Source organism: Paenibacillus solisilvae, from assembly GCF_042656405.1.
Classification (GTDB): domain Bacteria; phylum Bacillota; class Bacilli; order Paenibacillales; family Paenibacillaceae; genus Paenibacillus_Z; species Paenibacillus_Z solisilvae.
The window spans coordinates 1-24,222 of the sequence record NZ_JBHSOW010000044.1; the positions used below are offsets into that span (position 1 = coordinate 1).

Here is a 24,222-nt window from a genome sequence, read left to right on the forward strand (position 1 = left end):
CTCGACCTTTTTATTTTTAAGTATACAGGTCTTCCATTAAGGCGTGTCTACTAAATAGTCTAACTGCATTAGGGCTGACTTGAAAGAAAATCTCGGTTTTTAAGTGGAGTATTTCCAGTATAGAGATGACTCAGGAGCAAATATGGTAATTTTAAGTGGATTTATCCAGTATAGGTGTGAAATTAATGAAGACATGGTGCCCTAACGACTAGTTCATTCATTCAAACAAGGTGGAAGCTGTTTGGAATGGACTAGTTGAACTAGCGTGTTCGATTACTGGGGTTTGGGATGATAGAGTGTTTAGTTCTGGGAGTATAGGGTGTTTGGTATTGGCGTTGGTAGAATATTTAATTCTGGGATGATTGAGTGTTTAGTTCTGGCAATGGTAGAATGTTTGATTCTGAGATTATAGTGTGCTTGGTGTTGGCAATGGTAGAATGTTTGATTCTGAGCATATAGTGTGCTTGGTGTTGGCGTTGGTAGAATATTTAATTCTGGGATGATTCAGTGTTTAGTTCTGGCAATGGTAGAATGTTTGATTCTGAGATTATAGAGTGTTTGGTGTTGGGATGGTAGAGTGTTTAGTTCTGGTTGTATAGGGTGTTTGGTGTTGGCAATGGTAGAATATTTAATTCTGGGATGATTGAGTGTTTAGTTCTGGCAATGGTAGAATGTTTGATTCTGAGCATATAGTGTGTTTAGTTCTGGCAATGGTAGAATGTTTGATGATTCTGAGCATATAGTGTGTTTGGTGTTGGCGTTGGTAGTGTGTTTGGTTCGGGGAATCCCGGAGTTGCCTTGTCCATGCCCGGGTAAGCGGCTTATCACGCGAAATAAATCTGCTTTTTGGCATACAGGCCATTATCTTCACTGGTGGTCAAAAAACAAAAAAAAGGTCACGTCCATTGACGTGACCTTTGAGCTTTATTATGCAAATGGATAGGTCCAGAAGCGTTCCGTTCCGAACCGGTCCCGGATTTCTTGATCATCCAGCTTGCGTGTGCCCAGCAGCTCTGCGGCTTGGAACTGGGAACGGTGGGCTTGTATGGATGCCATCTTTTGCTGCAAATAATCCTGCACCTCATGAATAACGTCCGGCTTGCCGATTGCCTGCTCAATATTGTCGCCAAAAGCCATGCAGTAAACAGGCGGTCTCTCCTCATGGGCCATTCTTCCAAGAGTACGGATTACTGCGGCTCCGGTGGCATCATGGTCAGGATGAACACTGTAACCGGGGTAGAAGGTGATGATCAGCGTAGGTTGAAGCTCCCTCACTAGCGCCTCGATCTGTCCATCCAGCTGCTTCTGATCCTCGAATTCAATCATTTTATCGTGAAGGCCAAGCATTCTTAAATCCTGTATGCCAATGGCTAGGCAGGATGCTGCAAGCTCCTCCTTGCGGATAGCCGGAAGTGTCACCCGGCTGGCAAAAGGCGGGATGCCCATATTCCGGCCCATCTCCCCTAGTGTCAGACAAGCATAAGTCACCTGGGCTCCATTTTCTATCTGCATGGCAAGCGTCCCGGCTAAACCGAAGGATTCATCATCGGGATGCGGCAGCACAACAAGAATACGACGTTCTGGTTTCATAGCTTTCCTCATCTCCTCTCCTGCTAGACTGTTAGAAGGGTGCCCGGCTTAATTGCAGAGCTACGATCAGCTTGCCTTGTGCATCATGGCCTGCCAGAATCAGTCTATCCGTCTCACCTTCTTCATAATGGGTAAGCCCCTCCGAGTATACCCAGCCATGCGGCATTTTCAAGCCGACCCGAAACGTTCCGCTTCCTGAAATGGAACCATGGGAATACCGGATAACAGCATTGGATATAAAAGTAGCCGCCGGATGCTTGGAACGGTCTAAATGAGCCGCATAAGCTCCCGTTGTCAGCTCTAGATGAATATATAAATCCTGATCTTTCAACTGATCGATCCGTTGCTGGACTTCAGCTTGATTAATGAGCTGCATCTCGTTACCTCCATCTATCAGTTGTCTACCGCAATTCCGTCTAAGCTGCGCTTAGGCTCGCAGCATCATTTTAACATACGGAACTTCGGGGAGGAAATTTCAGGGCGGGCCGGGAGATGCAGGCTGAGACCCCGGGGATTCAACCACTCTTTGCCTCTTCATAACGCGATACCATACACTGGATGTAATTAGGAAAATGCTAAGGTAACAAAGATTGGGCTCGCATAGAGGAAATTACTCCCCTGTTCACGAAACAAATGAAGTTAAAGAGGTGAGAACTGTGACCGAGGATCCCCGAGTACAGGAATTAATTACACTGAAGACGATCGCCGAGACGATGAATCAATCGAATGATATCACCCTCATGCTGAACACCGTACTGGAAAAGCTGCTGGAACTGACGGGCTTGTCTGCCGGCTGGATTTTCCTTTCGGATCAGACCGGTGAATTTGAATGCGTTGCCGATCTTCATCTTCCCCCAGGCTTGTTATATGCGGACAAAATGCCTATGCGCTGCGGGCCCTGCTGGTGTCTGGACCGCTTCTGGTCAGGGCGCTTGAATAAGGCCGTTAATATCTTGAATTGCAAACGAATCGAGAACGCTGAGGAATACAGCTGGGGCGATACGATGGGCATCACCCATCATGCTACCGTGCCGCTTCGCTCGGGTGACCGGCAGTTCGGAGTGCTGAATGTCGGCTTCCCCGGCAAGGAACACTTCTCGAATGACGAGCTGTCGCTCCTGCAGGCGGTAGCCTTTCAGATCGGCAGCGCCATTGACCGGATGCGGTTATATGCAGCAGAGCAAAGACGCGCCCATCAGTTTGCGAGGTTGGGGGAATTCAGCCGCGCGCTTGGAGCTGCTGCCGGATCCACAGCTGAGCCGGAGCGGTTGACAGCCCTGATCGTAACCTTGATCAAGGAGCATCTGGATTGGCCGTTCGCGGCCATTCTGGAATCCACGCCGGGAGGCAGCTTTATCTTAAGAGCCATCCACGGCAATGAACAAACAGCCAAACCGAATACGCAATTTACCCTTCCGGACAACCATTGGCTGCGCAAGGTTGTCCGCGACCGGCAGATCTCAGCTGCAGCTCCGGATGAGCGGGCCCGGCTCGCCGATATCGAAGGTTTTCAAGGGCTGCTGCCTGCTGCCCTGACTTCTGTTCAAGCCGCACCAATATCCTTGATCAGCGCGCCATCCGGCGGCATTCTCATTGTGGGCTCGGAGCTCAGCAGACAGCGGGATTGCATCAGCAGTGCGGACGGGGAAGTATTGGAGGCACTGGCAGAGCATATAGCCATTGCACTGGACGGCTCCCTGCTGGAGCTGAACCGCCGCGAGCTGGCTCTGCTCGAAGAACGCAACCGGCTCGCCCGCGACCTGCATGACTCCGTGAGCCAGATGCTTTTCTCCCTGTCGATGACAGCCAAAGGTGTGGAAAGCTTGCTTACGAATAACCAACAGAAGGCCGCGCTCTCTTCCGTTCGCGATATTCAATCCCTCTCTAAGGACGCGCAGAAGGAAATGCGCTCCCTTATCATGCAGCTGCGCCCGATCGGCCTCGAAGCCGGTCTGTTAACCGCACTTCAGAAATACGGGGAGAGGCTTGAGCTTACCGTGCGGACCCAAGCCGCCGGCATTCGCGAGCTGCCCCGTCATGTAGAGGAAGGCCTATGGCGAATCGGGCAGGAAGCGCTTAATAACGTGCACAAGCATGCTGGAGTTGCAGAGGTGGAAGTGACTTTAGTGCTTAACAGCAGCACGGCCGTGCTGCGTGTATCCGATAAGGGACGCGGCATCACTCAGAAAAGGCGCCTTGCAGCAGCCTCCACTTCAATTGGGCTATCCTCCATGAAGGAGCGTACGGAAGCGCTGGGAGGACAAATTACGATTACAAGCAAATCCAGGAGCGGAACGACAATCGAGGTTTTTATCCCGCTTCCGCCAAAGTAGAGGGTTAAACCGCGTGGCTGCGCCGCCAAACTACGTTGTTCTACATTGCATACAAAGAGCTGTTCAAGGGCGGCGAAGAAGAAGAAGAAGAAAGCCCTGAAGGGGCGCGGACTTCATGAAAATAATAAGAGGTGATCCAACGATGACCATCCGATTGCTGCTGGCCGACGACCATGCCATGGTGCGCAAAGGCCTCCAGGTATTTCTGGCGACTCAGCCGGACATCACGCTTGTAGGCGAAGCGGCTAACGGCCGGGAAGCACTGGAGCTTTCGGCTGCCCTGCAGCCTGATATCATCTTAATGGATTTGAACATGCCTGTTCTTAACGGAATGGAGACGACGAAGCAGCTTAAGCTGACCCAACCGGATGTCAAAGTAATTGTGCTTACTTCCTTCTCCGACCAAGACCACGTGCTGCCGGCTATTCGCGCCGGGGCAAGAGGGTATTTGCTCAAGGATATTGAGCCCGAGGAGCTGGTAAACGCCATTAGACGAGTCTATCAGGGTCAAGTCGAGCTTCATCCGGAGGCTGCCGGGCAATTAATGAATATGCTGGCCACAACCGACAGTCAAGCGTCCTTGCCGGAACTAACTCCAGCCGGACTCCCGGATGCTTCGATTAAAGCATCCTCTTCCCCCTCAGAGAGCTCACTGCTGCAGGGCCTTACCCGAAGAGAGCAGGAAGTGCTCGGGCTGATTGCCCGTGGAATGAGCAACAAAGAGATCGGCAGCACCCTGCATATCACCGAAAAAACAGTCAAAACCCATGTCAGCCACCTGCTCGACAAGCTTGGCCTCGTTGATCGGACGCAAGCAGCGCTCTATGCGGTCAGACAAGGGCTTGGAGAATGACAGCCCTGCTGCATCCTTTATTTTCTCAGACTAAAGTCGTAGTTCAGTCAGCGTTTGGCTGATCGTTCTCACTCGTATATTCATCCTTCTTACTGACGCGCAGTCAGGCTTCATGCGTTAGAATAAGATTATAAGAAAAATTCAAACCGATTGAAGGGAATGTTAAATATGAAAATTGTCATCCTAGCAGGCAGCAACCGCAAAGCAGCCACCAGCACCAAATTAGCCAAATATGCAGGACGTCTTATTGAACAAAAGGGGCACAGCGTCACGCTGTTCGACCTCTACCGCACCCCCCTCCCCTTCTACTCACCTGATGATTATGGCGTGGAGCATGCTGAATTAATCGTACTGAAGCAATCGCTCGTCGAAGCGGACGGCATCGTCCTTGTTACACCGGAATATCACGGCAGTATCAGCGGCGTTCTCAAGAATGCTCTTGATCATCTGGGTCAGGATCATTTTAATAACAAACCCGTCTTATCGGTTAGTTCCTCCGGCGGCGCGGTTGGGGTCAGCTCATTGACACAGCTGCAAGCGATGGTCCGCAATCTGCACGGCATTAACTCTCCGGAATGGTTATCGATCGGCGGCGCTCAGCGCAAGTGGTTCGAAGGCGAACTGGACAGCTATGAAATCGGTCAAGACATTGATGACCGGATCAACCGCGTAGTCGCTTCCTTCCTCGATCTGACCAAGCTGGTCCGCGGACAATCGCAACCTGCAGCTTCCAATCCTGTCCAATAAATAGGAGGCGTCGCGATGTGATTACTCATTTTGCCGATCTGCAGCTTCATACCGTTTCGATTCAAGGCGTCAAGCAGATCTATCAACAAAAGCTTGGGTTTCCCGTTACTTATGAAACCGATTCTGAGATTCGGTTCCAGCCGGCGGAGCATTTCACCTTATCTTTCGTGGAAGTCAGCGAGCCGCTGTCTCCGGCGCATTTTGCCTTTGAGGTGCCCTACTCAACCTTTCATGAGAGTGAAGCCTTCCTCCGCGAATCTGGAATTCCGATCCTGCAGTGGCCGGACGGCAGAGAGGCCGATGAGTTTGAGACAGGGAAAAATCTTTACTTTCGAGATGGCGACGGCAACCTGCTCGAGCTCATCGCCCATTCCTATATAACGGAGAACGTGCTGTCCCCCGTGGGTGGAGCCAAGATCATGTACCTTCGTGAGGCAGGGTTTCCCACTGACGATGTCCCTCGGCTTCGCGAATGGTTCAAGCAGGTGCTTCAGCTGAAAACCCGCGAAGAATCCGATAGCTTCAACTTCGTTATCGGAGGCACCGCACATGCCATCGTAACGTCAAGCGCAAGAAGATGGATTCCCATTGCGATGCGGGCTATGCCTCCAAGATTGACGGCAAGCTTCGGAGTCCCGGATGCGGGCTTCATCCGGCAGGTCCGCGCTCATGTGGCGGAGCAGGATATCCGGCTTGAATCCGCAGAGGAGCTCTGCTGGAACCAATACGGATATGGCATCCGCCTGGTTGTGACCCCCGGCTTCGATGCCCAGCTTCCGGCTGTGCTGCAGCTGCCCCTATCCGCGCCGCCAGGCAGCGCCGCCTCTGATAGAAGCCTGATCTGAGACGAATGGCAGGTTTCAGATAGGGAAACTTCCCTGCCTTCTACAACATAATTTCAGCGCAAAAAAAAACGAACCGGCTGCTAAACCGGTTCGTTTCTTGTTGTTCGCAAGTCTTCTGAACTTATTGTAAATCTTACATGCCATTAATTATTTCCTATAGTAATGAGAAGCCTTCCTCCTGCAAGTACTGCTCCGCTTCCTCATAGGTTTCCAACACCATCTCGAGGCTTGCACCCGTGTACACGTACCACAGGTCATCCTCATGTTTGAGCGTCAGCAGCTGCTTATTCGCACCGATCCACTCCGAGGAATGCGCTTCTCCCGGCGGAATTGTGGATTTGCCCTTCTTGGCAGCCGGCTCCGGCGCCCGGAACGACAGGGAGCGAATGGATGCTTCAACCAGCTCGCGAAAGGCCGCTTCATCGTAATTACGAACATTCACGAAACCCTTATCATCGGTTTCATACCCTCTGAGCTGTCCGGCATAGAGGAAGCCGTTCCCATTCGGATGCAGATGAAACGCGACATTCTTCTTATCGTATAAGCTTTCTTCATATTGATAATTAACGCGACCCAGCGAAACATCCTTCCGCTGCAATTCAGGAAAGGACTCCAAGATCGTAAGTTTTTGTTCAAAACTGAGCATTAAAGGCCTCCTGACCACGGTTTATTTTTGCTGATGATTATAACATATACCCTTTGCTAAACCAAGCATGCACACACTTTTCTTGCCGGACCCTGCGAGTCATGACAAATCTTCCAATTCGGGATTGATGCGACATTTTATGTCGTAGGAGCTGTTTTATAATAAGAATGCTTCAATAGAAAGAGAAGAAATGAGGGTCAACAATCATGGCAAAAACCAAACGGGGCCGCGTCCTATGGAGCCTTCCTTCGCGAGGCCGGGGAACTTGCCCGGTCTGCAGCACCAAACGGATTAAACTGCTTTACCCGCGGGCCAAATTGGGCGGCACCACGATCAAGGTGTGCAAACGATGTGTCCCTGCCGTACAGGCCAGAGTAGATGCCGCAGCGACGGTGTAAGGAACCCGCCCGCTCCCATGCATGGGGGCGGGCGCTTTAACGGAAGCGGCTGCCGGGCCATCGCGTTTGAGGCGTTGTCAGCCTCTTCAAGAAAGAAATAACTTGTCACGTCATCACCCCAGTGATGTAATAGAGCAAGCAGCTGTACCATATTACTGCCGGCATAAGAAAGGGGATTCTCGCTTGAGCAGCATGCATCGCATTCAATGGTTCGATGATCAGGTCAGGCAGGGCAAGTACCCTAACAGCGCACAGCTTGCCAAACAATTCGAGATCTCCCGGCGGCAAGCGCAGCGCGACATCGAATACCTGACCTTCTCCCTGCGAGCTCCCTTGCTCTATGTAGCGCAGCAGCGCGGTTATTGTTACGAGGATAAAATGTATGCGCTTCCGCTTCTTTATATAACCGATGAGGAGAAGAAGGTCCTCAAATATCTCGCCTATCGCTATCATCAGTACAATTACGATAATGCGGCCGCTGTTCATCGCATTGCGCATCTGCTGGATCGTTTTACGGATGAAGCAGGCATCGATTTGGATACGCGCCTGCCTATCTTCGAAGCAAGCCCTGCGCTCATTCAGAACGTCGAACTGCTGACACATGCCATTAAGCATCAATTGGTTGTGACCATCAGCTATGCGGATCAGGATGAGGATGAATCCTTGCTGCGGATTTGTCCGGTCAAGCTGTTCGCCAAATATAACAGCGATTATATCGAAGCCTTCTGCTGGCAGGACAATAATCGGCGAAGCTTCAGACTGGATTGTATTTCACATGTGACCGTTACCTCCGAGCCGTTCGAGCTCCCCTCGGATCAAGCCGGTTCTCATAAGCAGGATTCCGCCCCGGCCCGAAAACCTTTTACGGCAAAAATCCGGCTGGCCCAGCCTATATCCGGCAGCGCTTGGCATGGTTATCGCATACAAAGCAGTCAAGATCTGATCTACACGCTTGAATTTTACGATACGGATTCCTTCCTGCAGCATCTATTCAGCTCCGATTGGGAAGAGCTCCTTGCACCAAAGTGGTTAAAAGAAAAGCTGACCGGCAGATGCCAACACATTCGGGATCGGCTTCATGAAAGAGAGTGACGGATATGCCCCTGCTTGCAAACATACGTATGAAGCGTGAATCGAAATCTTATATCGACAGCCTGCATGCCATACTGACGGCAGCGGATTTATTCGAAGGCCCCAAATATATGCTCGCCGGTTTAAGCGGCATGGCGTTTAAATTCTCCGTGCATGAACGGCTGCTGCATTTATCCGTAACGGCTTACGGACAGTGGATTGACGAGCATGGACCTGCCATTGCCAATCTGGGCCTGTACACAGAATCGGATGCCGGACGAACCCGGCACCCTACTTTTCCCTATTACCAGCAGGAGGCGGTCAAATGGGCGAAGCAGTCGATCGACCGGGGAATAGGCGTCCTCTACTGGATTCCGGAGTTTGGTGTTATTCACGGATATGATGACGATGATCGGATCTTCTATGTACAGGATGGCTGGTCGAACGAGAGCATCATTGTCCTCTATGATAATTTCGGGTTAAATTTCACTCCCTTCTGGTATGGGCAGCTGTTCCGGGGGAAAGTGACTCTCCGGCTGGAGGAGATGGTGCTGGAATCGCTGCGCCTTGCTATACATGATTGGGAAACGCCGCATAAGACACTGCCGAATACGGATATCGGTTCAGGCCGGCTAGCCTATACCTTTCTTATTCAAGGCCTTGAGCGCGGAGACTATGATGCGGGCGGGGCTGTTTATATACTGGATTCGTACCTGTACAGCAGAGAAGAGATCGCCCGCTACCTGAAGGAAGTCCGCTGGATATTCCCTGGGCTTGAGCAGGCTTCACGGCTCTACGACGAGCTGCTGCTGATTCTAACCGGGATTAGCGGCTGTATCCTAAATATCGCCGGGGTCAGACAGATCGATCAAGTACGCATCCCAGCGTTATGTTCCCTTTTGCTGCGGGCGCAGTGCTTGGAGGATCAGGCTGTTTTGCAGTTCCAGATGATTTCCTCCCGGTTCCCTGACCTCAAACGCTCGACGATTCCAAGGTGGGGCTCACACTCACCCAGATGATGGAAGGAGATCATGAACGGTTATGGGTATGCAGCGTTTAGCCGGGTTACGGCTCCTTTCGGAGTCTAAGTCCTATATAGATGCTTTGCACAGCGTCTTGTCACACAGCGGTCTCTATCCATGTCCAACCTACATGCTCGCCGGCATGACAGCGTGCGCCTTCCGATTCACCGTTGACCGCCGGTTAACTGCGGTATCCCCGACAGCTTACAACTGGATGGCCGAGAACTTTTTGGCTGCCGACTTCATCGGTGTCACGTCCAGCCAACAAGCCGGCTTCTCGTTTGAACCCGCCTTTCCTCTGTATCAGAACGAAGCGATTTATGCCATTAAGGAGTCGATTGACCGGGGCATCGGGGCGATTATTTGGAAGGATCAATTCGTGGTCGTGACCGGGTATGATGATGCCAGGCAAGTTCTGTTCTACTCGGACGGCACAGAATCGGCAGACTCCGCTGGTATACCGCAAGTGCATGATCAAGCGATTGGACTAGAGCTGCCTTATGCGCAGTTCGGACGTAACGTATCGCCTTATTGGTATTATCAAATACTGGAGGAACGGATCGAGCTGGACGAACGCCAGATCTATCACGAGTCCTTCATGCAAGCTATATACAAATGGGAGACGCATGATTTGATGCTGCCCGAAGATGAATATGCCTGCGGTAAAATGGCTTACTCCGCCATTATTGAGGCTCTGGAGACGGGATGCTTTGACAAAGCAGGCGCGTACAGCGTCATCGATACGTATGCGGCAGCGAAACGTGATCTTGCCTGCTATACCCAAAGACTGGAGCAAATATGGCCGCAGAGCAGATTCGTTGCTGCCCGTTATGCAGAACTGAAGCAGGTTTATGAACAAATACTTATCGTCACAGCAAATGCATTTCATGATCAGCCGGAAGCAGCGGAAACGGTGCTCATTCGTCATCTGGCAGATCTCTTTCAACAAGCCTTAGACATAGAGAATGAGGCGATTCAAAGTATGAAGAGGCTTATGCGGGAAACAGTGGGCAATCGGTTTAATGACATTGGTTTGCGGTAAGGCTCCGGTTTTGGTGTTTGTGCTCCCGTGGTACTCCATACCAAAGTCGCCCAAACACTCAAAACCTCCGCCGCAGCTTGGATGAACCCCGTGCTCCTTCGGTACTTCGTACCAAGGTCGCTCAAACACTCAAAACCTCCGCCGCAGCTTGGATGAACCCCGTGCTCCTTTGGTACTTCGTACCAAGGTCGCTCAAACGCTCAAAACCTCCGCCACAAACCTCCACCCCAAGGACTGCACAACAAAAGGGCTGAATCGGCTTCGAAATATGCCGCTTCAGCCCTTGTATTAAGATCTTGGCAGGTGATCCTCGTCAAATATGAAGACTTCAGCCGCCGGGATGCCGATCGTGACACTATCAGTTGGTGATGGGTCGCTTAGCCTGACCTTAAACGATTCCTTATACTCTCGCAGCCCATCATCAATAAGAGGAATATCGATCACCTTCTCCGTTTCCCCAGCCTTGAATGTCACTACTTGTGGCGCTTGATATAAATCCTTGCCATACTGAGCCGTTCCGGATTCATACACAAGGCTAACGGAAACTGCCCCAATGGTGCTGCCTGTGCGAATAACGGTCAACTGCGCCTTTTTCTGTTCCTCGATGGCATTGTACACCCTCTTCGTAAAGGAAACTGTAGCTCGCTCGTTATCGACAATTTTTACGTGTATTTCATGTTGCGGGATGTAACCTTTACCGCCAACGGGGTTGCCGATCGTAATCACGAAATATTCGTCGTTCTCGAGCAGATCATCTTCCTTGATCGGCACAAGGATCGTCTTTACCGTCTCGCCTGGGCCAAACGTAAGCTTGCCCGATACGGCTTCATAATCGCTGCCGCTCCTTGCATTATAGTCGCTTGTTGCATAATCGATTGTTATTGTGTCATTCGTTGGATAATCTCTCGTTATCTTGATGAGGCTGCTGCCTTCCTGTTCCATAACGTCCAAATCGTTATTAATGAACGATATCGTATTGGGAACCTCCTGAGGTACGGACGATTTGCCATTCGCAATAACGACCAAGGCCTCCCATCTTGTATCAACCACAGCGCCGCCGGTCGGATTACGGAGCACCACGTTGAAGAGCTCCGACCCTTCATCGATCGAATCATTGATGATCGGAACATCGATCCGTTTCCACCATTCCCCGTCAGCAAAGGTGAGGGTGCCGCTGACCGGGGTAAAGTCCTCGTTCGCGCTGGCCGGACTCCCGTACGAGGATGGTTTGGTCGCGACGGCTGCCTCATAATCAACGTTCACTTCGCCGCTTGAGCCCCTCAAGCGCCATACATATACACTGGCAAATCCGTCTGCCTCTCCTACCGAAATGAACGAAGATAACAGGAGAGTGCCCGCCGGTTCGGGTTTACCATTATCGTTATCCCATATATAGACCCATGTATCAGCTACCGCAAAGCCGGCTTCGGTCTGGTACAGTTCGATTGAGAACGGCTCTGCATCATATTGTAAGAATCCGCTCTCATACGACTCCGCGATATTGTCCTCAAAGATAGGGATGGTGATCGTCTTTGTGTCTTGCCCGGCCGCGAACGTCAATGACCCTGTAGATGCTTTCGCATCATAGTCTTTGCCCGGCTCAGCAGGTCTTGATCCCGCATACCCCACCCCGAAATGAACAATTGCGCCTTCCTCAATATGATCCTTACGAATAACTGTAAGCGTGATAGAGCCATCCGACTCGTTGACTCCGTAGATCGGACTTGAAAACATGAACCGGTCCCCTAAAGCAGCATGAGCTTTGCTTGGAAACGATGGAAGAAAGGACGCGATCAGAATGAATACTCCCATTAGACAAATACTGCGCTTGATTCTTCTCAATGACATAATTAGTTGCTGCCTCCATTGGTTTCAATTTTTTTCAAAGAAAGCCATGCTGCATGATCTCTTCTTTCTCATCTGTCGCCTAAGAATTAGTCAGATGGTCTTGATCCAAAATGACAACTTCGGTAAACGTACCTACCGTTATATTGTCGATCCACGCATTCGGCGTAAAATGTATCCTGAATTTCTCGTTATACTCGCGAATCGAATCGTCTACTAGCGGGATTTGAATATTTTTAACCGTTTCTCCGACGTCAAAAGTCAGTGTCCCTTTCATTTGAATAAAATCAATCCCATTACTAGGATTGCTTCCATCTTTGGCCGACACGGGTGCCGTTGTGTAACCAACGCTGACCCGTCCCTTGGAGGTACCGCTGCGGATGACCGTGATGTAAGCCATGCCAGTCTCTTCCATGGCATAGTTGGTTTTGCTTTTGAATTCAAAATGAGCCGTGTCATTGTCAACAATCTCGATTCTCACAGTACTCGGAGAGGAAAGATAAGCATATTTTTCACCGGATACGATTGACAGCGAGACGATAAGAATTTCATTCGCTTCGGGAATCCCATCGTCGATGATCGGAATTTGGATCGTCTTCTTCGTTTCTCCTTCCTCAAACCGCACGGTCCCTCTATGATTATATTTGCTTGTCGCATAGCTGACCGTTGCTGCTCCGGAAGGCTGATCCCGCAGCACGTCAATCGCAGCGTAGCCCTGGTTTTCATTAACTTGAACATCACCGGGAGCAAACCGGATCCCGTTCGTTATCGGATCATCGTTTGTAATTTGTACATATTGATCCCGTATTTCCCCTAGATTTGCTCCACCTGCCGGATTGGTGAGAGAGAGATAAAAAGTCCGGTTGTGATCATAATTGTCGTTGTCGATAATAGGCACTTTGATTGTCTTTAATGATTCTCCATCTGCAAAAACGAGCGTACCGCTAACGCCTTCGTAATCAACGCCATCCTTCGCTCCCTGATAGTAATCTGCATGCGTTTTGTAATTAACCGTCACTTCCCCAGTCGTTCCTCCCCTGCGCTGGACGATTAGGCTGGCGGCTCCTGCATTTTCTTGTACCTTAATATTGGGACTGCCAAACTGAATCTTACCCGGTCCGATCGGGCCGCCATCGTCATCCAACACCTCTACATTTACACTTGTATTGGGGCCAAATACGGCTCCCTCAATATAGGAGGTGACGAAATAAACCTTTAATAAACGATTTCCTTGTGCAACGGTATCGTCTTTGAGTGGAAAAGAGATCGTCTTCGACGTTTCACCCGGGGCAAAGGTCAACCATAGTCCGCCCCCATTCGCAAAATAGACCACCTTGGCCGTGCCGGCGCCGTTCGTTCGGAAGACCTTCAGTTTAACGGTACCCGCCGACTCCTTGACGGACACAAAGTTGGTTTCAAACGAGATTTCACTCTGGCCTGCGGCATGAGCTTCGAGCTGAAACCCTGGAATCAAGAGTGTAACCGCAAGCAAGCATGCCAGTAGACAAAAGATCCTCATTTTCAGTTTTTGCATGACCACTACGTCTTCCAATTTAACCTCTCCCTTGCAAGAAATTTACTTTCTGTTTGTAAAAAAAAGATCATTAAGCCTGTCTTTTGTCCGGACAAGCTGCATGATCTCTTCTTCACGTTTTCCAATAATGATACAATTTGTATCTAATAGTTAATTTATACAATCGCACCTTCCTAGTCAAGGGCATATTCGACTATTAATAATTGGCCTAACTTATTCTCATTTGATTGTTGGCGATTTCACCTGCATGGATTATCATTTCAGCAATGTCGCGGACCTTATCCAATACCGCAAACCCCCACTCCTTATCCAGCGGAATAAAATCAAAGCCGCTCAGCCGATTATTGGGATCGCTTAGATTGTCACGCGTACTTACCGCTTAAGAAGCCGCTGGCCAGCGGACTCCACACCGTCAATCCGACGCCGCTTGCCTTCATGAAAGGAATGACATCATGCTCAATATCCCTCTGCAGGGATAGGTGAAAGGCCCGCTTATATCCGTTTCCAAATGGGGGGATTGGGGTAAGATAAGGGATGAGGCTCTACTATTCGTAAAAGGTGGTTGGCGATAATGAAAAAATCCGATAAACATGAAGAATATAATGAAATGTATAACGAAACCTCCAACACGGCAGCGGGAATAAATACGCCGAAGGACCATGAAGACTCCGGCCCTCTGGATATGGTTAGCGATGCTGTAGCCAATATCGTCGATAATGTCCAGCATACCTTCGATGGCGAGGATGAGAGAAAACAGAAGAAATAACCGGTTAAACAATAGGATAGATCTGGCGAAGCATGCTTGGTAAAAAACACAAAAAGTCGCATCCCCCGGCAGTGAAAGCTGGTAAGGATGTGACTTTTTGCGTTTCTTTGGTATCCTGAACGGGATTAAACCGGAAGAACCCGGACTGCCGCCTGCTTCCCGCTCACTTGAATGCCCGTCTGCTTCTTGCCGATATCGGCCAAATCCTTGAGCGCGCGTTCCAGCAGCTCCTTGGCCCTTGGCCCCTCCTTGCCTTGAATACGCACCACAAGCTCGACGGCATTGCCCGAAGCGAGCAGCTTCTGACTCTGCCGCAGCTTCGTATCGTAATCATGCTCCTCAATATGAGGCGTCAGCCTGATCTCCTTAACCTTAGCCGGCTGATCCTGCTTGCTTGCCTGCCGTTTCTCCACATTCTTACTCTGCTTCGCGGCTCCTTTACTCATCAGCTTACATGGCGGCGGGCTGCTCATTAAGGAAGTACAGACCAAATCCACCTTATGCCTCTTGGCAAGCAGCAGGGCCTCAGCCCGGGAGACGATGCCTAAATCCTCGCCGTTCAGCCCCGTTAGCTGCACCTCTGAAGCTTTAATTTGCTCGTTCATAATCATAGGTAAATGCGCTCCTCCTGCTGATTAAAGTCTAATCTGCTGCTGCGATTTCACGGATCAGCTTAGGCATCCATTCGTTCAGCTGCCTAAACTCGAATCCTTCCTTCTGAGCCTTGGCGTTATCGAAATACCAAGATGCCGGTATGCCGAATGGCGACCGGTTTATCGCTTCGGTTTCACTACGTACAACAGCCTTCTTGCCTGTCGCCTGTTCAATCCACGATAGCAGCTGCCCCGGTGTTGTTTCTCCGTCAGAGCAGGCATTAACCGGCCCTGTAACAGTAGACTGACCCAGCCAGAAGAGAAAATCTGCCGCTTCATCCGCGTCTATAAAGGATATTTTGGCATCAAGATTCGGAATCCCCATCGGCTCCCCGTTCTGCACATGCTCCACATGAAAATGCAGCCGCCGCGTGTAATCATCATGACCCAGCACAATCGGAAACCGAACGGCTGCGGCAGGAAAAGAAGCATGCCGGAAGAGAACGGCTTCTACAAGCCGTTTTCCTTCACCATAGTCAATCGTCGCAGGAGCAGGATCAGGAAGCGCATAACTGTAGGGATCAAATGCCGCCTCTGAAATACGTTCTTCATCAAACGGATATACACTGACCGATGAGGTAACGATGTATTTGCCGGTCCGATTCTCAAACAGCCTGACTGCCTCCTCGGCAGTCTCGGGCATATAGCAGATATTATCGTAGACGAGATCGTAAGCTTCCGAACCTAGCGCTTCCCGCAAGGCATCCGCATCCGTCCGATCCACATGCAATCGCCGGACCGCATCACCGAAGGAATCTTCCGTCAGTCCTCTTGTTACAATCGTTACCTCCGCCTGATGCCGGATGAACCGTTCTACGAGCTTCTTACCAAAAAATCTTGTGCCGCCTAGGATAAGCACCTTCTGCACCACCGCCATCAGCTCCTCTTCCGATTATTCCTGAATTCGTTGTCCTCAAAGCAGTTCTGTATCGTAAGCCGTCTTCTCCTGTACGATCGCTTTGACCGCTTCTAACTGCTTCATCTGCTGGTCCAGACTGCTGATATGCTGCTCCAGAATCGCTCTGCCCCTTACACGAAACCAGCCGATGAAGCTCGCCTCCATTGATAAGTACAATCTTACCAATTCCTGCGGATTGTTCAAGTAATTGCTGCGTATAAGCAGCCTCCCGAAGCGGAATTTCATGAGAAACAACCGGATGAATCCCGCCTCTGTGCAGCAAAATAAAAAGCGCAGCCAGATCCTCCAGGAACCATTCCGGCTGTACTTATCTTAAAGATGTAATGCTGTAAAAGAAAGCAGAGTTGCCGCTATCAGTTGTTTAGATATAAATTTTATATTCACTTACAAATAAATAGCTACTTGATAAATAGATGTGAAAGTTTCATAATTAAACTATTGGCTCATTGCCGTTTTGCCCGGGTGAGCACAGAATGGAGGTTACACAGAATATGAGTACTAATCCTACAGGTAACAAGGAATCCGGCACTACCCGGCAAGTTCCTATATCCGTATTAGATTTAGCACCTGTCAATGTCGGCACAACGCCGGCTGATTCGTTCCCCAAAACACTCGATCTTGCCCGTCATGCCGAGAAGCTCGGCTATAATCGTTACTGGCTTGCTGAACATCATAATATGTCCGGAATTGCCAGCTCCGCCACTTCCGTTGTAATCGGCTATGTCGCGGCCGGCACGAAGAAAATTCGCGTGGGCTCCGGTGGAATCATGCTGCCCAACCACGCTCCGATCGTTATTGCAGAGCAGTTCGGCACATTGGAATCGATGTATCCAGGCCGCATCGACCTCGGTCTTGGCCGAGCGCCGGGCTCCGATCAATTGGCAGCCCAAGCACTGCGGCGTGGACTCAGCAGCCACGGCCAGGATTTCCCTCAGCTGCTTAAGGAGCTTCGCGGCTTCTTCAGCTCCACCCCGGAATCTGCACGCTCTGTCCGCGCAGTTCCCGGAGAAGGCTTGAACGTCCCGATCTGGCTGCTTGGCTCAAGCGGCTTCAGCGCTCAATTAGCCGGCTCGCTCGGTCTGCCTTTTGCCTTCGCCAGCCATTTTGCACCGGATTATCTGCTGCCTGCGCTCCAGATCTACTACAGCAATTTCCAGCCGTCAGAGGTGCTTGATAAACCTTATGTGATGGTTGGCGTCAACGTCGTTGCAGCCGATACCAATGCGGAAGCAGAGCGGCTGTCAACCTCTCAGAAACAGCAGTTCCTGAACCTTATCCGCGGCAATCCGGGTAAATTAAACCCGCCGGTAGACAGCATGGATGGCTTATGGGCGCCGCATGAAGAAGCAGCCCTGCAGGAAAAACTAAGCTACTCCGTAGCTGGTGATCAAGCAGTTGTACGCGATAAGCTGCAGTCCATCCTCAAAGAAACACAGGCTGACGAACTTATCGTCACAGCGCAGATCTTCGATCACCAGGCCCGCCTGCGGTCATATGAAATTCTGGCTGAAGCAGCTAATCTGCAGCCTTTATTATAGATTTCAATAGCATCCTAAAAAAGTGAAGGCAGCCAATTAAGTTGGCAGCCTTTACTTTTTCATTGTGCACTGAGAAATTTCGACTGCAGCCCTCAGAACGGATACCAGAAACCCGGCAGCACCCACATCTTGAGCATAATCGAGCCGGCAAGCAGCAGTGCACTTAACCCAAGGAACAGATAATCCAGCGAGGTAAAGGTGGTTGCACGGTACCAGGTTCTTTTGCGCCGGCTTCCGAAACCTCTAAGCTCCATCGCATTCGTCACCGTCTCGACCCGGTCCAAACTGGATAGAAGCAGCGGGAATAAGATCGCCAGCAGCGCGCGAACTTTTCGTCCGAATCGGGGTCCGCCTCCCTGCAGATTAAGTCCTCTGGCCTGCTGCGCATACGAGATATGGTTGAAGTCACGCTGCACATCAGGCAGATAACGAAGCGCGATGTTCAGCGCATAGGTAATTTTGTACGTGATTCCCATGCCATTCAGACTGCTCGACAATCGGGACGGATTGGTCGTTAGAATGAACAGAATTGCCATCGGGAACACGGCGAGATATTTCACCATCAATGTCAAACTGTAGAAAGCTGTTTCCTTCGTAAGTGTACGCCCTGCAATCGTCACGAGCTGATGCTGGATCTCGACATATTTACCTGCATAAGAAGGCGTGAATAAGTTCGTTAGTATGCCCATCATGACAACGAATGAGATCAAGAAGCCCATCATGAACCGGATACGCCCAAACGGGATCCCCGACAACAAGAACAGCGATAGACCGCCGATAAAAAATATCAGCAGCACGCGCATATCGACAAACAGAATAACGGAAATATACCAAATAATGAGCAGCGCCAGCTTCGTTCTCGCATCCAGTCGATGCAGGGCGGAATTGCCGTGTATGTACTGAAAGTTAAGCTTCTTCATACTGTGCGCTCCCCTTCCTTTCCTCCGCTATGTATCTTCGAATCAGACGATCGGGCTGCTTAAGCGCAAGCCTTTTTCCTAATTCATACAGACTGGACGGACGAAGCTGCGAGCCGGTCAAGCGATCCTCATTCGCAAGCAGCGCCATCGTGCTCGTATCGGCCACAATTCGCCCCTTGCTGAGCACAAGCGCCCGATCCGTATATTCCATCGCTAAATGCATATCATGCGTAACCATGACAAGAGCGATGCCCTGCTTGGACAGTCCGTCGATGAAAGCCATCATCTCGCGGTAATGACGGTAATCCTGGCCAGCTGTCGGCTCATCGAGGAGCAGCAGCTTCGGATTCATCGCGAGCACGGAAGCAATCGTCAGGCGCTTCTTCTGTCCGTGACTGAGCGCCGATATCGGCCAATTCCGATAGCCTGCCAGATCGCATATTGCCAGCGCATGATCCACGGAACGCCCGATTTCCTCTTGGCTGAAGCCGGAATGCTTGGGACCTAGAAGAATCTCGGCAAGAACGGTATCCTGAGACAGCATATGATTCGGGTTCTGCATCACATAGCCAATTTGCCTGCCTCTCTCCGCGATATTCATGCCGCTTGCATTCTTGCCATTGATCGCAATACTGCCTTTCGTAGGCTGATACATACCCAGCATAAGCTGGGACAAGGTCGATTTGCCCGCTCCATTATGGCCAAGCAGCGCGACTCGTTCACCGGGTTGTATCGCAAAAGAGACCTCGCTTAGAACCTGCACATGCGGCTCATAACCGAAATGGACGCCATGAAAGGAGATAATCGGCAGGGTCTCGTCCGTGTTCCGATCATGGCCTGAAGCTGCCTCAATAGACGCTTCATTCTCACCATTACTCAACCACCTGCTGACGATCGGGGCTGTTTCCTCCACGTCCACCTCATCCACTCTAAGCGGCAAATCATCTGCCGTATAGCTGCAGCCGACCTGATGGAGTGCCTCCAGATAGAGCGGATGGCGAATGCCCGCTTCCTTCAATAAACCGGAGCTTAACATTTGAGCGGCAGGCAGATCTGCGACAATCGCACCGTCCACCATCAGCACAATCCGATCAACGCCATATGCGATGACATCCTCGATTCGGTGCTCAACGATGATCACCGTCTTACCCGCTTGCTTATGTATACGTTCCATCAGCTCCATCATCTGAAGACCGCTTACCGGATCCAGATTCGCAAGCGGCTCATCGAGCAGCAGCACCTCGGGATCAATTGTGAGAATACCTGCGAGCGCCACCTTCTGCTTCTCCCCGCCTGAGAGCTCCTGCGGACTGCCATCCATGTATTGGACCATGCCAACCCGCTCAAGGGCTGCCTTCACCTGCACTTCCATCTCCCGCTGCGGCACTTCCCGATTCTCGAGGCCAAAGGCCACATCTTCCGCTACCGAAAGCCCGATGAACTGCCCCTCCGGATCCTGCAAAATCGTTCCGACCTTCTCTGAAATCTCAACGATAGGCATCTCTGTGATCGGCTTGCCGTCAATCATAACCGCTCCCTGCAGCTCGCCTTTATAGCTGTGCGGAATTAATCCATTGATGCAGCGGGCTAACGTCGATTTGCCGGACCCGCTGGGCCCGGCAATTAATATTTTCTCACCTGGATAAATATCGAGGTTAATCTGGCGAATCGTCGGATGCTTCACACGCGGATACGTATACGTCACATCTTGTATCGAAATGATCGGCTTCATATCTAGCTGTCCTTTCTGCAGAAAAGTCCTCCAGCTCCGAAGCGTTAGAGGACTTTCGTTAATCGTTGCTCTTATGTAGTGCCGCGTTTATTTGCCAATTTCCAGGCCCGCCATGGAAGAATTGCGTTTCGCAATCGCTGCAATAAGTAGAAGACCAAGCGTAGCACTCCAAGCTGTATTCACGATAATGGAAGGCAATGACCAGCCCGCGAGGGTCGTCTCAATCGGAGTTCCCGTCGCCGCGTCATACAAGGTTGCGCCGATGAGTCCAACTACGTTACCCGCGAAGTTCAGCAGAATAATCCATAGATAATGGATGCCTTTGATTCTTCCGTTAGATAGATCCAGCCCCTTCAACAGATAGGCAAAGCCGGCGAACAAGCCGATGACCCCATTGCCGACATCCCAGTTAATCCAGATTTGACCGGAGAACAAATCCACGATGATATTCCCGATCAGGCCGGCGAAGAAGCCGACTAGCGGACCGAAAAGCGCCCCGATCAGCGTCAGAATAACAATTGCCGGACGCAGGCTGTTTCCCCCGACAGGAATAAAGTTCGTTGCGTACGAAAGCAGGCCGTACAGCACCGCGCCAATTCCGATTACAACAACATTTTTGGTCGATAAGGACCAGGGTGACTGCTTTTGAATCGACATGTAATCCCTCTCTTCTCCCTATTAATAGGATAGCAGTTTCATGGTAAATGATGTAATTTAAACGGATTATATCATCCGTTCACACAATGTTCAATACCTTTATTTTGTGTAATCCAATTGGATAACTAGTATTTAAAAGAGATCAGCAAAAAGGACGGAACCGCTGGCTCCATCCTTACTGAAATCTAATATCACATGAATGAATTCTCTGAATTATTAAGTCCTCTTAGGTTTCCTGCCGGCAATGTATACACCTGCAAGAATAATAATTAACCCCGCTAACATATTCCATTTGATCCGCTCATCCAGCAGCGTATACCCCCAGATGAGCGCTGTCGACGGTACGATATACGTAACCATTGAGGCAAACTCCGGACTTCCCCTCTGAACCATGTAGTAGAACAGAATATAAGCGAAGCCTGACCCGAACACGCCAAGCCCGATAATCATCGGAATATTGGACATCGACCCCAGATCCTGCGTTGAAATCGACTCCGTGGTCAGCGCCATGACACCGCTTAGGACCGCGCTGCTCAGCAGCGTCCCGTACGTGATTTGATACATCGTGCATCCCCTGCCGAACAGCCGCTTGGACAGCTGTGATCCAAACGCATAGCAGATGGCGGAGCCCATCATCATGAGAAATCCGGCATGATCCACGGAGATCAGCGATCCGGGTCTAACACCGAGCAGCACAATCAGACCGACCGTTGCAGCAGCCAGGCCGATCCACTGCATAAGGTTCGACTTGCTCCGGAAGAACAGAATACCGACAACAATCGTCCACACGGGTGTAGTCGCGTTTAATATAGAGGCTAAGCTGCTTGTCAGCCTCGTCTCACTGAAGCCGATGAGCGTCCATGGGATAGCCGTGTTGACCGCAGCCATAACGACCATCCCGCCCCAAGGAATGGTGCGGAATCCGAAAGGCTTCTTCAGAATCAGCATCATGAGGAGGACCACAATAAGCCCGCAGGTTGACCGCAGACAAGCGATTGTCCATGGCCCGAAGTCATGCAGCAGCATTTTGATAAAATAAAACGATCCGCCCCAAATGAGGCTGAGCAGTAGAAGTGCGGCATAGATAAGAGGCACTGGTGTTCCTTCTTTCTGTTGTGATTTTCTTCGCTAGGCCGCAGTTAATCAGTCCGGGTGATACTTGTATTTCTCCAAATCCACAAGCCCCGCCTCGCTGAGCAGAACGCCCTCTTCTTGCAAATAATAGGTCTGGGAGAAGCGGCCCTCATCATCCTTAATGACAATCTCCCCTTTGGCATTCACAACCCTGTGCCACGGCAGATCATGCTTCGCGCTCAATGAATGCAGAATCCGCACGACCTGCCTTGCTCCTCTGGGACTGCCTGCTTGCTGAGCGATCTGCCCGTATGTCATGACATAACCTGCAGGAATCCCTTTAATGACATTAACAACTTCCTGGGTAAAAGGTTTCATGTCCCATCACCTCCCGCCGCTCTTAGGCCGAGCGTTCTCCCCCGTTCCACACCAACCATGAACCATCCGATTGCTTCGGCAAATGTCTCCGGCAGCTCAGCCACGCTCAAATGCACCGCCATTTCTTCGGTTATCCGCTCCCTATCATCGCCATGAAGAGCGACCAAGCGGGCAAGCTGCTCCCACTCCCCAATATCCGCCAAAAAAGCATCCCGGCTCACAGGAACACCGTGAGATTCCACAAAAATTTGAACGCCCTCATATTCATGCAGCCGATCCATCAGACTCAGAAAGCCTGCACTCGTATAGGAACGCGGTCCTCCGTACACCGATGGCCCAAGCGCATCGCCTAAGAATAAAACCTTGTCCTCCCGCACATAGACGTAACAGGAGTCCTCCGAATGGTCGCCGCCCACATGCTGAATTTCACAGCTAATCCCGCCAAGATCAATCCGAATCCGATCTTCAAACTGTACATCAGGCTCAATGATTTCAATGGATCGTTCAGACTCCACTCCATATTCTTCTTTCATGTCCTTAACGGTTGCCGCGCTAAGCATCTCCTGTTGGACCAGCGTCTTCATAGTCTCATCCGACCAGTGATACCGGGCAAGATCACGAAGAGTCTTGACCGTCCCCGAATGAGCTATAGCCGGCACGCCCCACGCTGACATTCCAAAGGTATGATCCCAGTGCCAGTGCGTCAGTACCATGAGATCAGGCAATTTGACTCCCCGCCTCTTGAGCGCTTCCCGAAAAAGCCCGGCATGCGCAGGCGAGTTCCCCGCATCCATAAGCAGCGTTCTGCGCTCTCCAACAATCGCGGCCAATATCGGCCGATCCGTCTCATGCTCCGCATGCATGATCCATATATGCGCACTTATTTGCTCGAATTTCGACATTCCACCATCATTCCTTTTAGCTTGATCCACTCTCTTCGAGTATACAGCCTGGGAGCCTAACAAAAAACCTCACAGCCCCTTTTGAGCAAGCCCACGATTCACCGCAGATGGCAGAGTAAAGAAGAACTTCTCTCCGATGTGATCGGATTTGCTGCAGATCAAGCCAAGCGGCGATTCCGGATACTGGCAGTGCACTTGCAGATTTGCAGATTCTGTTTGAAAATATGCTGACGTCCATCGGCATCCATTTCGGGATGCCTTCACCCTCCCTGCATAAAATGTTTGCGGGCATGCTGGATTCACAAGCGCTGATTATGCAGTACAAAGAGAACTTCTTGGCTCCCCGCCGCGCAGCCAATGCAGAGATCTTAAGAAGAGGCATTCAAAGCGGGGAAATTCACGAAGATGTGAATATGGAGATTCTCATTGATTTGATTAGCGGCGCTTACTTCTACTGCTTACTGTTCAAACCGAATACGATAACTTCAGGCGCTTGGCTTCAAGAAGTATTCCAGCTGCTCGACAAGGATGTCTCCAAACCTTAAGCGGAACTCTATCTCCTACTAGACGGTTATATGATGTCTAAACTGGATTTCCTCCAGTATAGGGATCGGCTGCGGCTTAACTGAAGAAGCTATACTGGATCTTTCCAGCTATTCTGCGGGAAATGGGCATTTTAAAGCGCTAAACTGCAGTTAGACTATTTAGTAGACACGCCTTAATGGAAGACCTGTATACTTAAAAATAAAAAGGTCGA

Annotated in this window: 26 protein-coding genes; 11 read left to right on the forward strand and 15 right to left on the reverse strand. The window is 50.6% G+C overall.

Annotation, left to right across the window (positions count from 1 at the left end; all coding sequences use genetic code 11):
- Window positions 1-927: 927 nt before the first annotated feature.
- Together bshB2 and ACFPYJ_RS13165 are read right to left on the reverse strand one after the other, a co-directional pair.
- Window positions 928-1,590 carry a bacillithiol biosynthesis deacetylase BshB2 gene (bshB2, locus tag ACFPYJ_RS13160; protein WP_379188607.1) on the reverse strand — a complete coding sequence of 221 codons (663 nt, stop codon included), beginning with the start codon at window positions 1,588-1,590 and terminating at the stop codon, window positions 928-930.
- A gap of 31 nt (window positions 1,591-1,621) precedes the next feature.
- Window positions 1,622-1,966, reverse strand: a complete 345-nt coding sequence (locus tag ACFPYJ_RS13165; RefSeq protein WP_379188608.1) for a YojF family protein — start codon at window positions 1,964-1,966, stop codon at window positions 1,622-1,624.
- Between the two features lie 280 nt (window positions 1,967-2,246).
- Between ACFPYJ_RS13165 and ACFPYJ_RS13170 the strand changes: the two genes are divergently transcribed.
- The 4 genes from ACFPYJ_RS13170 to ACFPYJ_RS13185 all read left to right on the forward strand — a co-directional run bounded on the left by ACFPYJ_RS13170 (window position 2,247) and on the right by ACFPYJ_RS13185 (window position 6,368).
- Window positions 2,247-3,923, forward strand: a complete 1,677-nt coding sequence (locus ACFPYJ_RS13170; RefSeq protein ID WP_379188609.1) for a GAF domain-containing sensor histidine kinase — start codon at window positions 2,247-2,249, stop codon at window positions 3,921-3,923.
- A gap of 142 nt (window positions 3,924-4,065) precedes the next feature.
- Entirely contained in the window at window positions 4,066-4,776 is a 711-nt protein-coding gene (locus ACFPYJ_RS13175; RefSeq protein WP_379188629.1) for a response regulator, read from the forward strand.
- Window positions 4,777-4,944: 168 nt separating this feature from the next.
- The gene (locus tag ACFPYJ_RS13180; RefSeq protein ID WP_379188610.1) at window positions 4,945-5,523 is read left to right on the forward strand and encodes an NADPH-dependent FMN reductase; all 579 of its coding nucleotides are present in this window, start codon (window positions 4,945-4,947) and stop codon (window positions 5,521-5,523) included.
- Window positions 5,524-5,540: 17 nt separating this feature from the next.
- A complete protein-coding gene (locus ACFPYJ_RS13185; RefSeq protein WP_379188611.1) occupies window positions 5,541-6,368 on the forward strand; it encodes a VOC family protein in 828 nt (275 codons plus the stop codon).
- A gap of 154 nt (window positions 6,369-6,522) precedes the next feature.
- Here ACFPYJ_RS13185 and ACFPYJ_RS13190 read toward each other — a convergent pair whose 3' ends face one another.
- Entirely contained in the window at window positions 6,523-7,014 is a 492-nt protein-coding gene (locus ACFPYJ_RS13190; RefSeq protein ID WP_379188612.1) for a hypothetical protein, read from the reverse strand.
- 206 nt (window positions 7,015-7,220) lie between these two features.
- Here ACFPYJ_RS13190 and ACFPYJ_RS13195 point away from each other — a divergent pair, with 206 nt between their 5' ends.
- From ACFPYJ_RS13195 to ACFPYJ_RS13210, 4 genes are all read left to right on the forward strand, one after another.
- Window positions 7,221-7,412, forward strand: a complete 192-nt coding sequence (locus ACFPYJ_RS13195; RefSeq protein WP_379188613.1) for a hypothetical protein — start codon at window positions 7,221-7,223, stop codon at window positions 7,410-7,412.
- Window positions 7,413-7,604: 192 nt separating this feature from the next.
- On the forward strand, window positions 7,605-8,504 hold the full coding sequence (locus ACFPYJ_RS13200) for a helix-turn-helix transcriptional regulator (protein ID WP_379188630.1): 900 nt from the start codon (window positions 7,605-7,607) through the stop codon (window positions 8,502-8,504).
- A 5-nt stretch (window positions 8,505-8,509) separates the two neighbouring features.
- Window positions 8,510-9,502 carry a cysteine peptidase family C39 domain-containing protein gene (locus ACFPYJ_RS13205; RefSeq protein WP_379188614.1) on the forward strand — a complete coding sequence of 331 codons (993 nt, stop codon included), beginning with the start codon at window positions 8,510-8,512 and terminating at the stop codon, window positions 9,500-9,502.
- Window positions 9,503-9,524: 22 nt separating this feature from the next.
- A complete protein-coding gene (locus tag ACFPYJ_RS13210) occupies window positions 9,525-10,547 on the forward strand; it encodes a hypothetical protein (RefSeq protein WP_379188615.1) in 1,023 nt (340 codons plus the stop codon).
- A gap of 288 nt (window positions 10,548-10,835) precedes the next feature.
- Here the strand turns inward: ACFPYJ_RS13210 and ACFPYJ_RS13215 are convergent, their stop codons facing one another.
- From ACFPYJ_RS13215 to ACFPYJ_RS13225, 3 genes are all read right to left on the reverse strand, one after another.
- On the reverse strand, window positions 10,836-12,395 hold the full coding sequence (locus tag ACFPYJ_RS13215) for a Calx-beta domain-containing protein (RefSeq protein WP_379188616.1): 1,560 nt from the start codon (window positions 12,393-12,395) through the stop codon (window positions 10,836-10,838).
- A 79-nt stretch (window positions 12,396-12,474) separates the two neighbouring features.
- Window positions 12,475-13,944, reverse strand: coding sequence for a Calx-beta domain-containing protein (locus tag ACFPYJ_RS13220; RefSeq protein ID WP_379188617.1), 1,470 nt, complete (start codon window positions 13,942-13,944; stop codon window positions 12,475-12,477).
- A 344-nt stretch (window positions 13,945-14,288) separates the two neighbouring features.
- Window positions 14,289-14,363: a hypothetical protein gene (locus tag ACFPYJ_RS13225; RefSeq protein ID WP_379188631.1), complete on the reverse strand. Its 75-nt coding sequence runs from the start codon at window positions 14,361-14,363 to the stop codon at window positions 14,289-14,291.
- 134 nt (window positions 14,364-14,497) lie between these two features.
- Here ACFPYJ_RS13225 and ACFPYJ_RS13230 point away from each other — a divergent pair, with 134 nt between their 5' ends.
- Window positions 14,498-14,692 carry a hypothetical protein gene (locus ACFPYJ_RS13230; RefSeq protein WP_379188618.1) on the forward strand — a complete coding sequence of 65 codons (195 nt, stop codon included), beginning with the start codon at window positions 14,498-14,500 and terminating at the stop codon, window positions 14,690-14,692.
- 125 nt (window positions 14,693-14,817) lie between these two features.
- On the opposite strand, the gene infC is transcribed toward ACFPYJ_RS13230, so the two are convergent.
- The 3 genes from infC to ACFPYJ_RS13245 are packed head-to-tail and all read right to left on the reverse strand — an operon-like array spanning window position 14,818 to window position 16,498.
- Window positions 14,818-15,303: a translation initiation factor IF-3 gene (gene infC / locus ACFPYJ_RS13235; protein ID WP_379188619.1), complete on the reverse strand. Its 486-nt coding sequence runs from the start codon at window positions 15,301-15,303 to the stop codon at window positions 14,818-14,820.
- A 31-nt stretch (window positions 15,304-15,334) separates the two neighbouring features.
- A complete protein-coding gene (locus ACFPYJ_RS13240) occupies window positions 15,335-16,216 on the reverse strand; it encodes an NAD-dependent epimerase/dehydratase family protein (RefSeq protein ID WP_379188620.1) in 882 nt (293 codons plus the stop codon).
- Between the two features lie 42 nt (window positions 16,217-16,258).
- The gene (locus tag ACFPYJ_RS13245; protein WP_379188621.1) at window positions 16,259-16,498 is read right to left on the reverse strand and encodes a hypothetical protein; all 240 of its coding nucleotides are present in this window, start codon (window positions 16,496-16,498) and stop codon (window positions 16,259-16,261) included.
- A gap of 257 nt (window positions 16,499-16,755) precedes the next feature.
- Here ACFPYJ_RS13245 and ACFPYJ_RS13250 point away from each other — a divergent pair, with 257 nt between their 5' ends.
- Window positions 16,756-17,802 carry an LLM class flavin-dependent oxidoreductase gene (locus tag ACFPYJ_RS13250; RefSeq protein WP_379188622.1) on the forward strand — a complete coding sequence of 349 codons (1,047 nt, stop codon included), beginning with the start codon at window positions 16,756-16,758 and terminating at the stop codon, window positions 17,800-17,802.
- 92 nt (window positions 17,803-17,894) lie between these two features.
- On the opposite strand, the gene ACFPYJ_RS13255 is transcribed toward ACFPYJ_RS13250, so the two are convergent.
- The 6 genes from ACFPYJ_RS13255 to ACFPYJ_RS13280 form a co-directional block, all read right to left on the reverse strand.
- A complete protein-coding gene (locus ACFPYJ_RS13255; RefSeq protein ID WP_379188623.1) occupies window positions 17,895-18,722 on the reverse strand; it encodes an energy-coupling factor transporter transmembrane component T family protein in 828 nt (275 codons plus the stop codon).
- Window positions 18,709-20,454 (reverse strand): energy-coupling factor transporter ATPase, encoded by a 1,746-nt coding sequence (locus ACFPYJ_RS13260; RefSeq protein WP_379188624.1) that lies wholly within the window; start codon window positions 20,452-20,454, stop codon window positions 18,709-18,711. Before ACFPYJ_RS13260 ends, ACFPYJ_RS13255 begins: the two co-directional genes overlap by 14 nt.
- Before the next feature lie 87 nt (window positions 20,455-20,541).
- Window positions 20,542-21,111 carry an ECF transporter S component gene (locus tag ACFPYJ_RS13265; RefSeq protein WP_379188625.1) on the reverse strand — a complete coding sequence of 190 codons (570 nt, stop codon included), beginning with the start codon at window positions 21,109-21,111 and terminating at the stop codon, window positions 20,542-20,544.
- Between the two features lie 216 nt (window positions 21,112-21,327).
- Complete coding sequence (locus tag ACFPYJ_RS13270; RefSeq protein WP_379188626.1) at window positions 21,328-22,206, reverse strand: DMT family transporter; 879 nt, start codon at window positions 22,204-22,206, stop codon at window positions 21,328-21,330.
- Window positions 22,207-22,254: 48 nt separating this feature from the next.
- Window positions 22,255-22,563 carry an MGMT family protein gene (locus ACFPYJ_RS13275; RefSeq protein WP_379188627.1) on the reverse strand — a complete coding sequence of 103 codons (309 nt, stop codon included), beginning with the start codon at window positions 22,561-22,563 and terminating at the stop codon, window positions 22,255-22,257.
- Complete coding sequence (locus ACFPYJ_RS13280) at window positions 22,560-23,465, reverse strand: MBL fold metallo-hydrolase (RefSeq protein WP_379188628.1); 906 nt, start codon at window positions 23,463-23,465, stop codon at window positions 22,560-22,562. Before ACFPYJ_RS13280 ends, ACFPYJ_RS13275 begins: the two co-directional genes overlap by 4 nt.
- Window positions 23,466-23,638: 173 nt before the next feature.
- Here ACFPYJ_RS13280 and ACFPYJ_RS13285 point away from each other — a divergent pair, with 173 nt between their 5' ends.
- The gene (locus ACFPYJ_RS13285) at window positions 23,639-24,010 is read left to right on the forward strand and encodes a TetR-like C-terminal domain-containing protein (protein WP_379188632.1); all 372 of its coding nucleotides are present in this window, start codon (window positions 23,639-23,641) and stop codon (window positions 24,008-24,010) included.
- Window positions 24,011-24,222 lie beyond the last annotated feature (212 nt).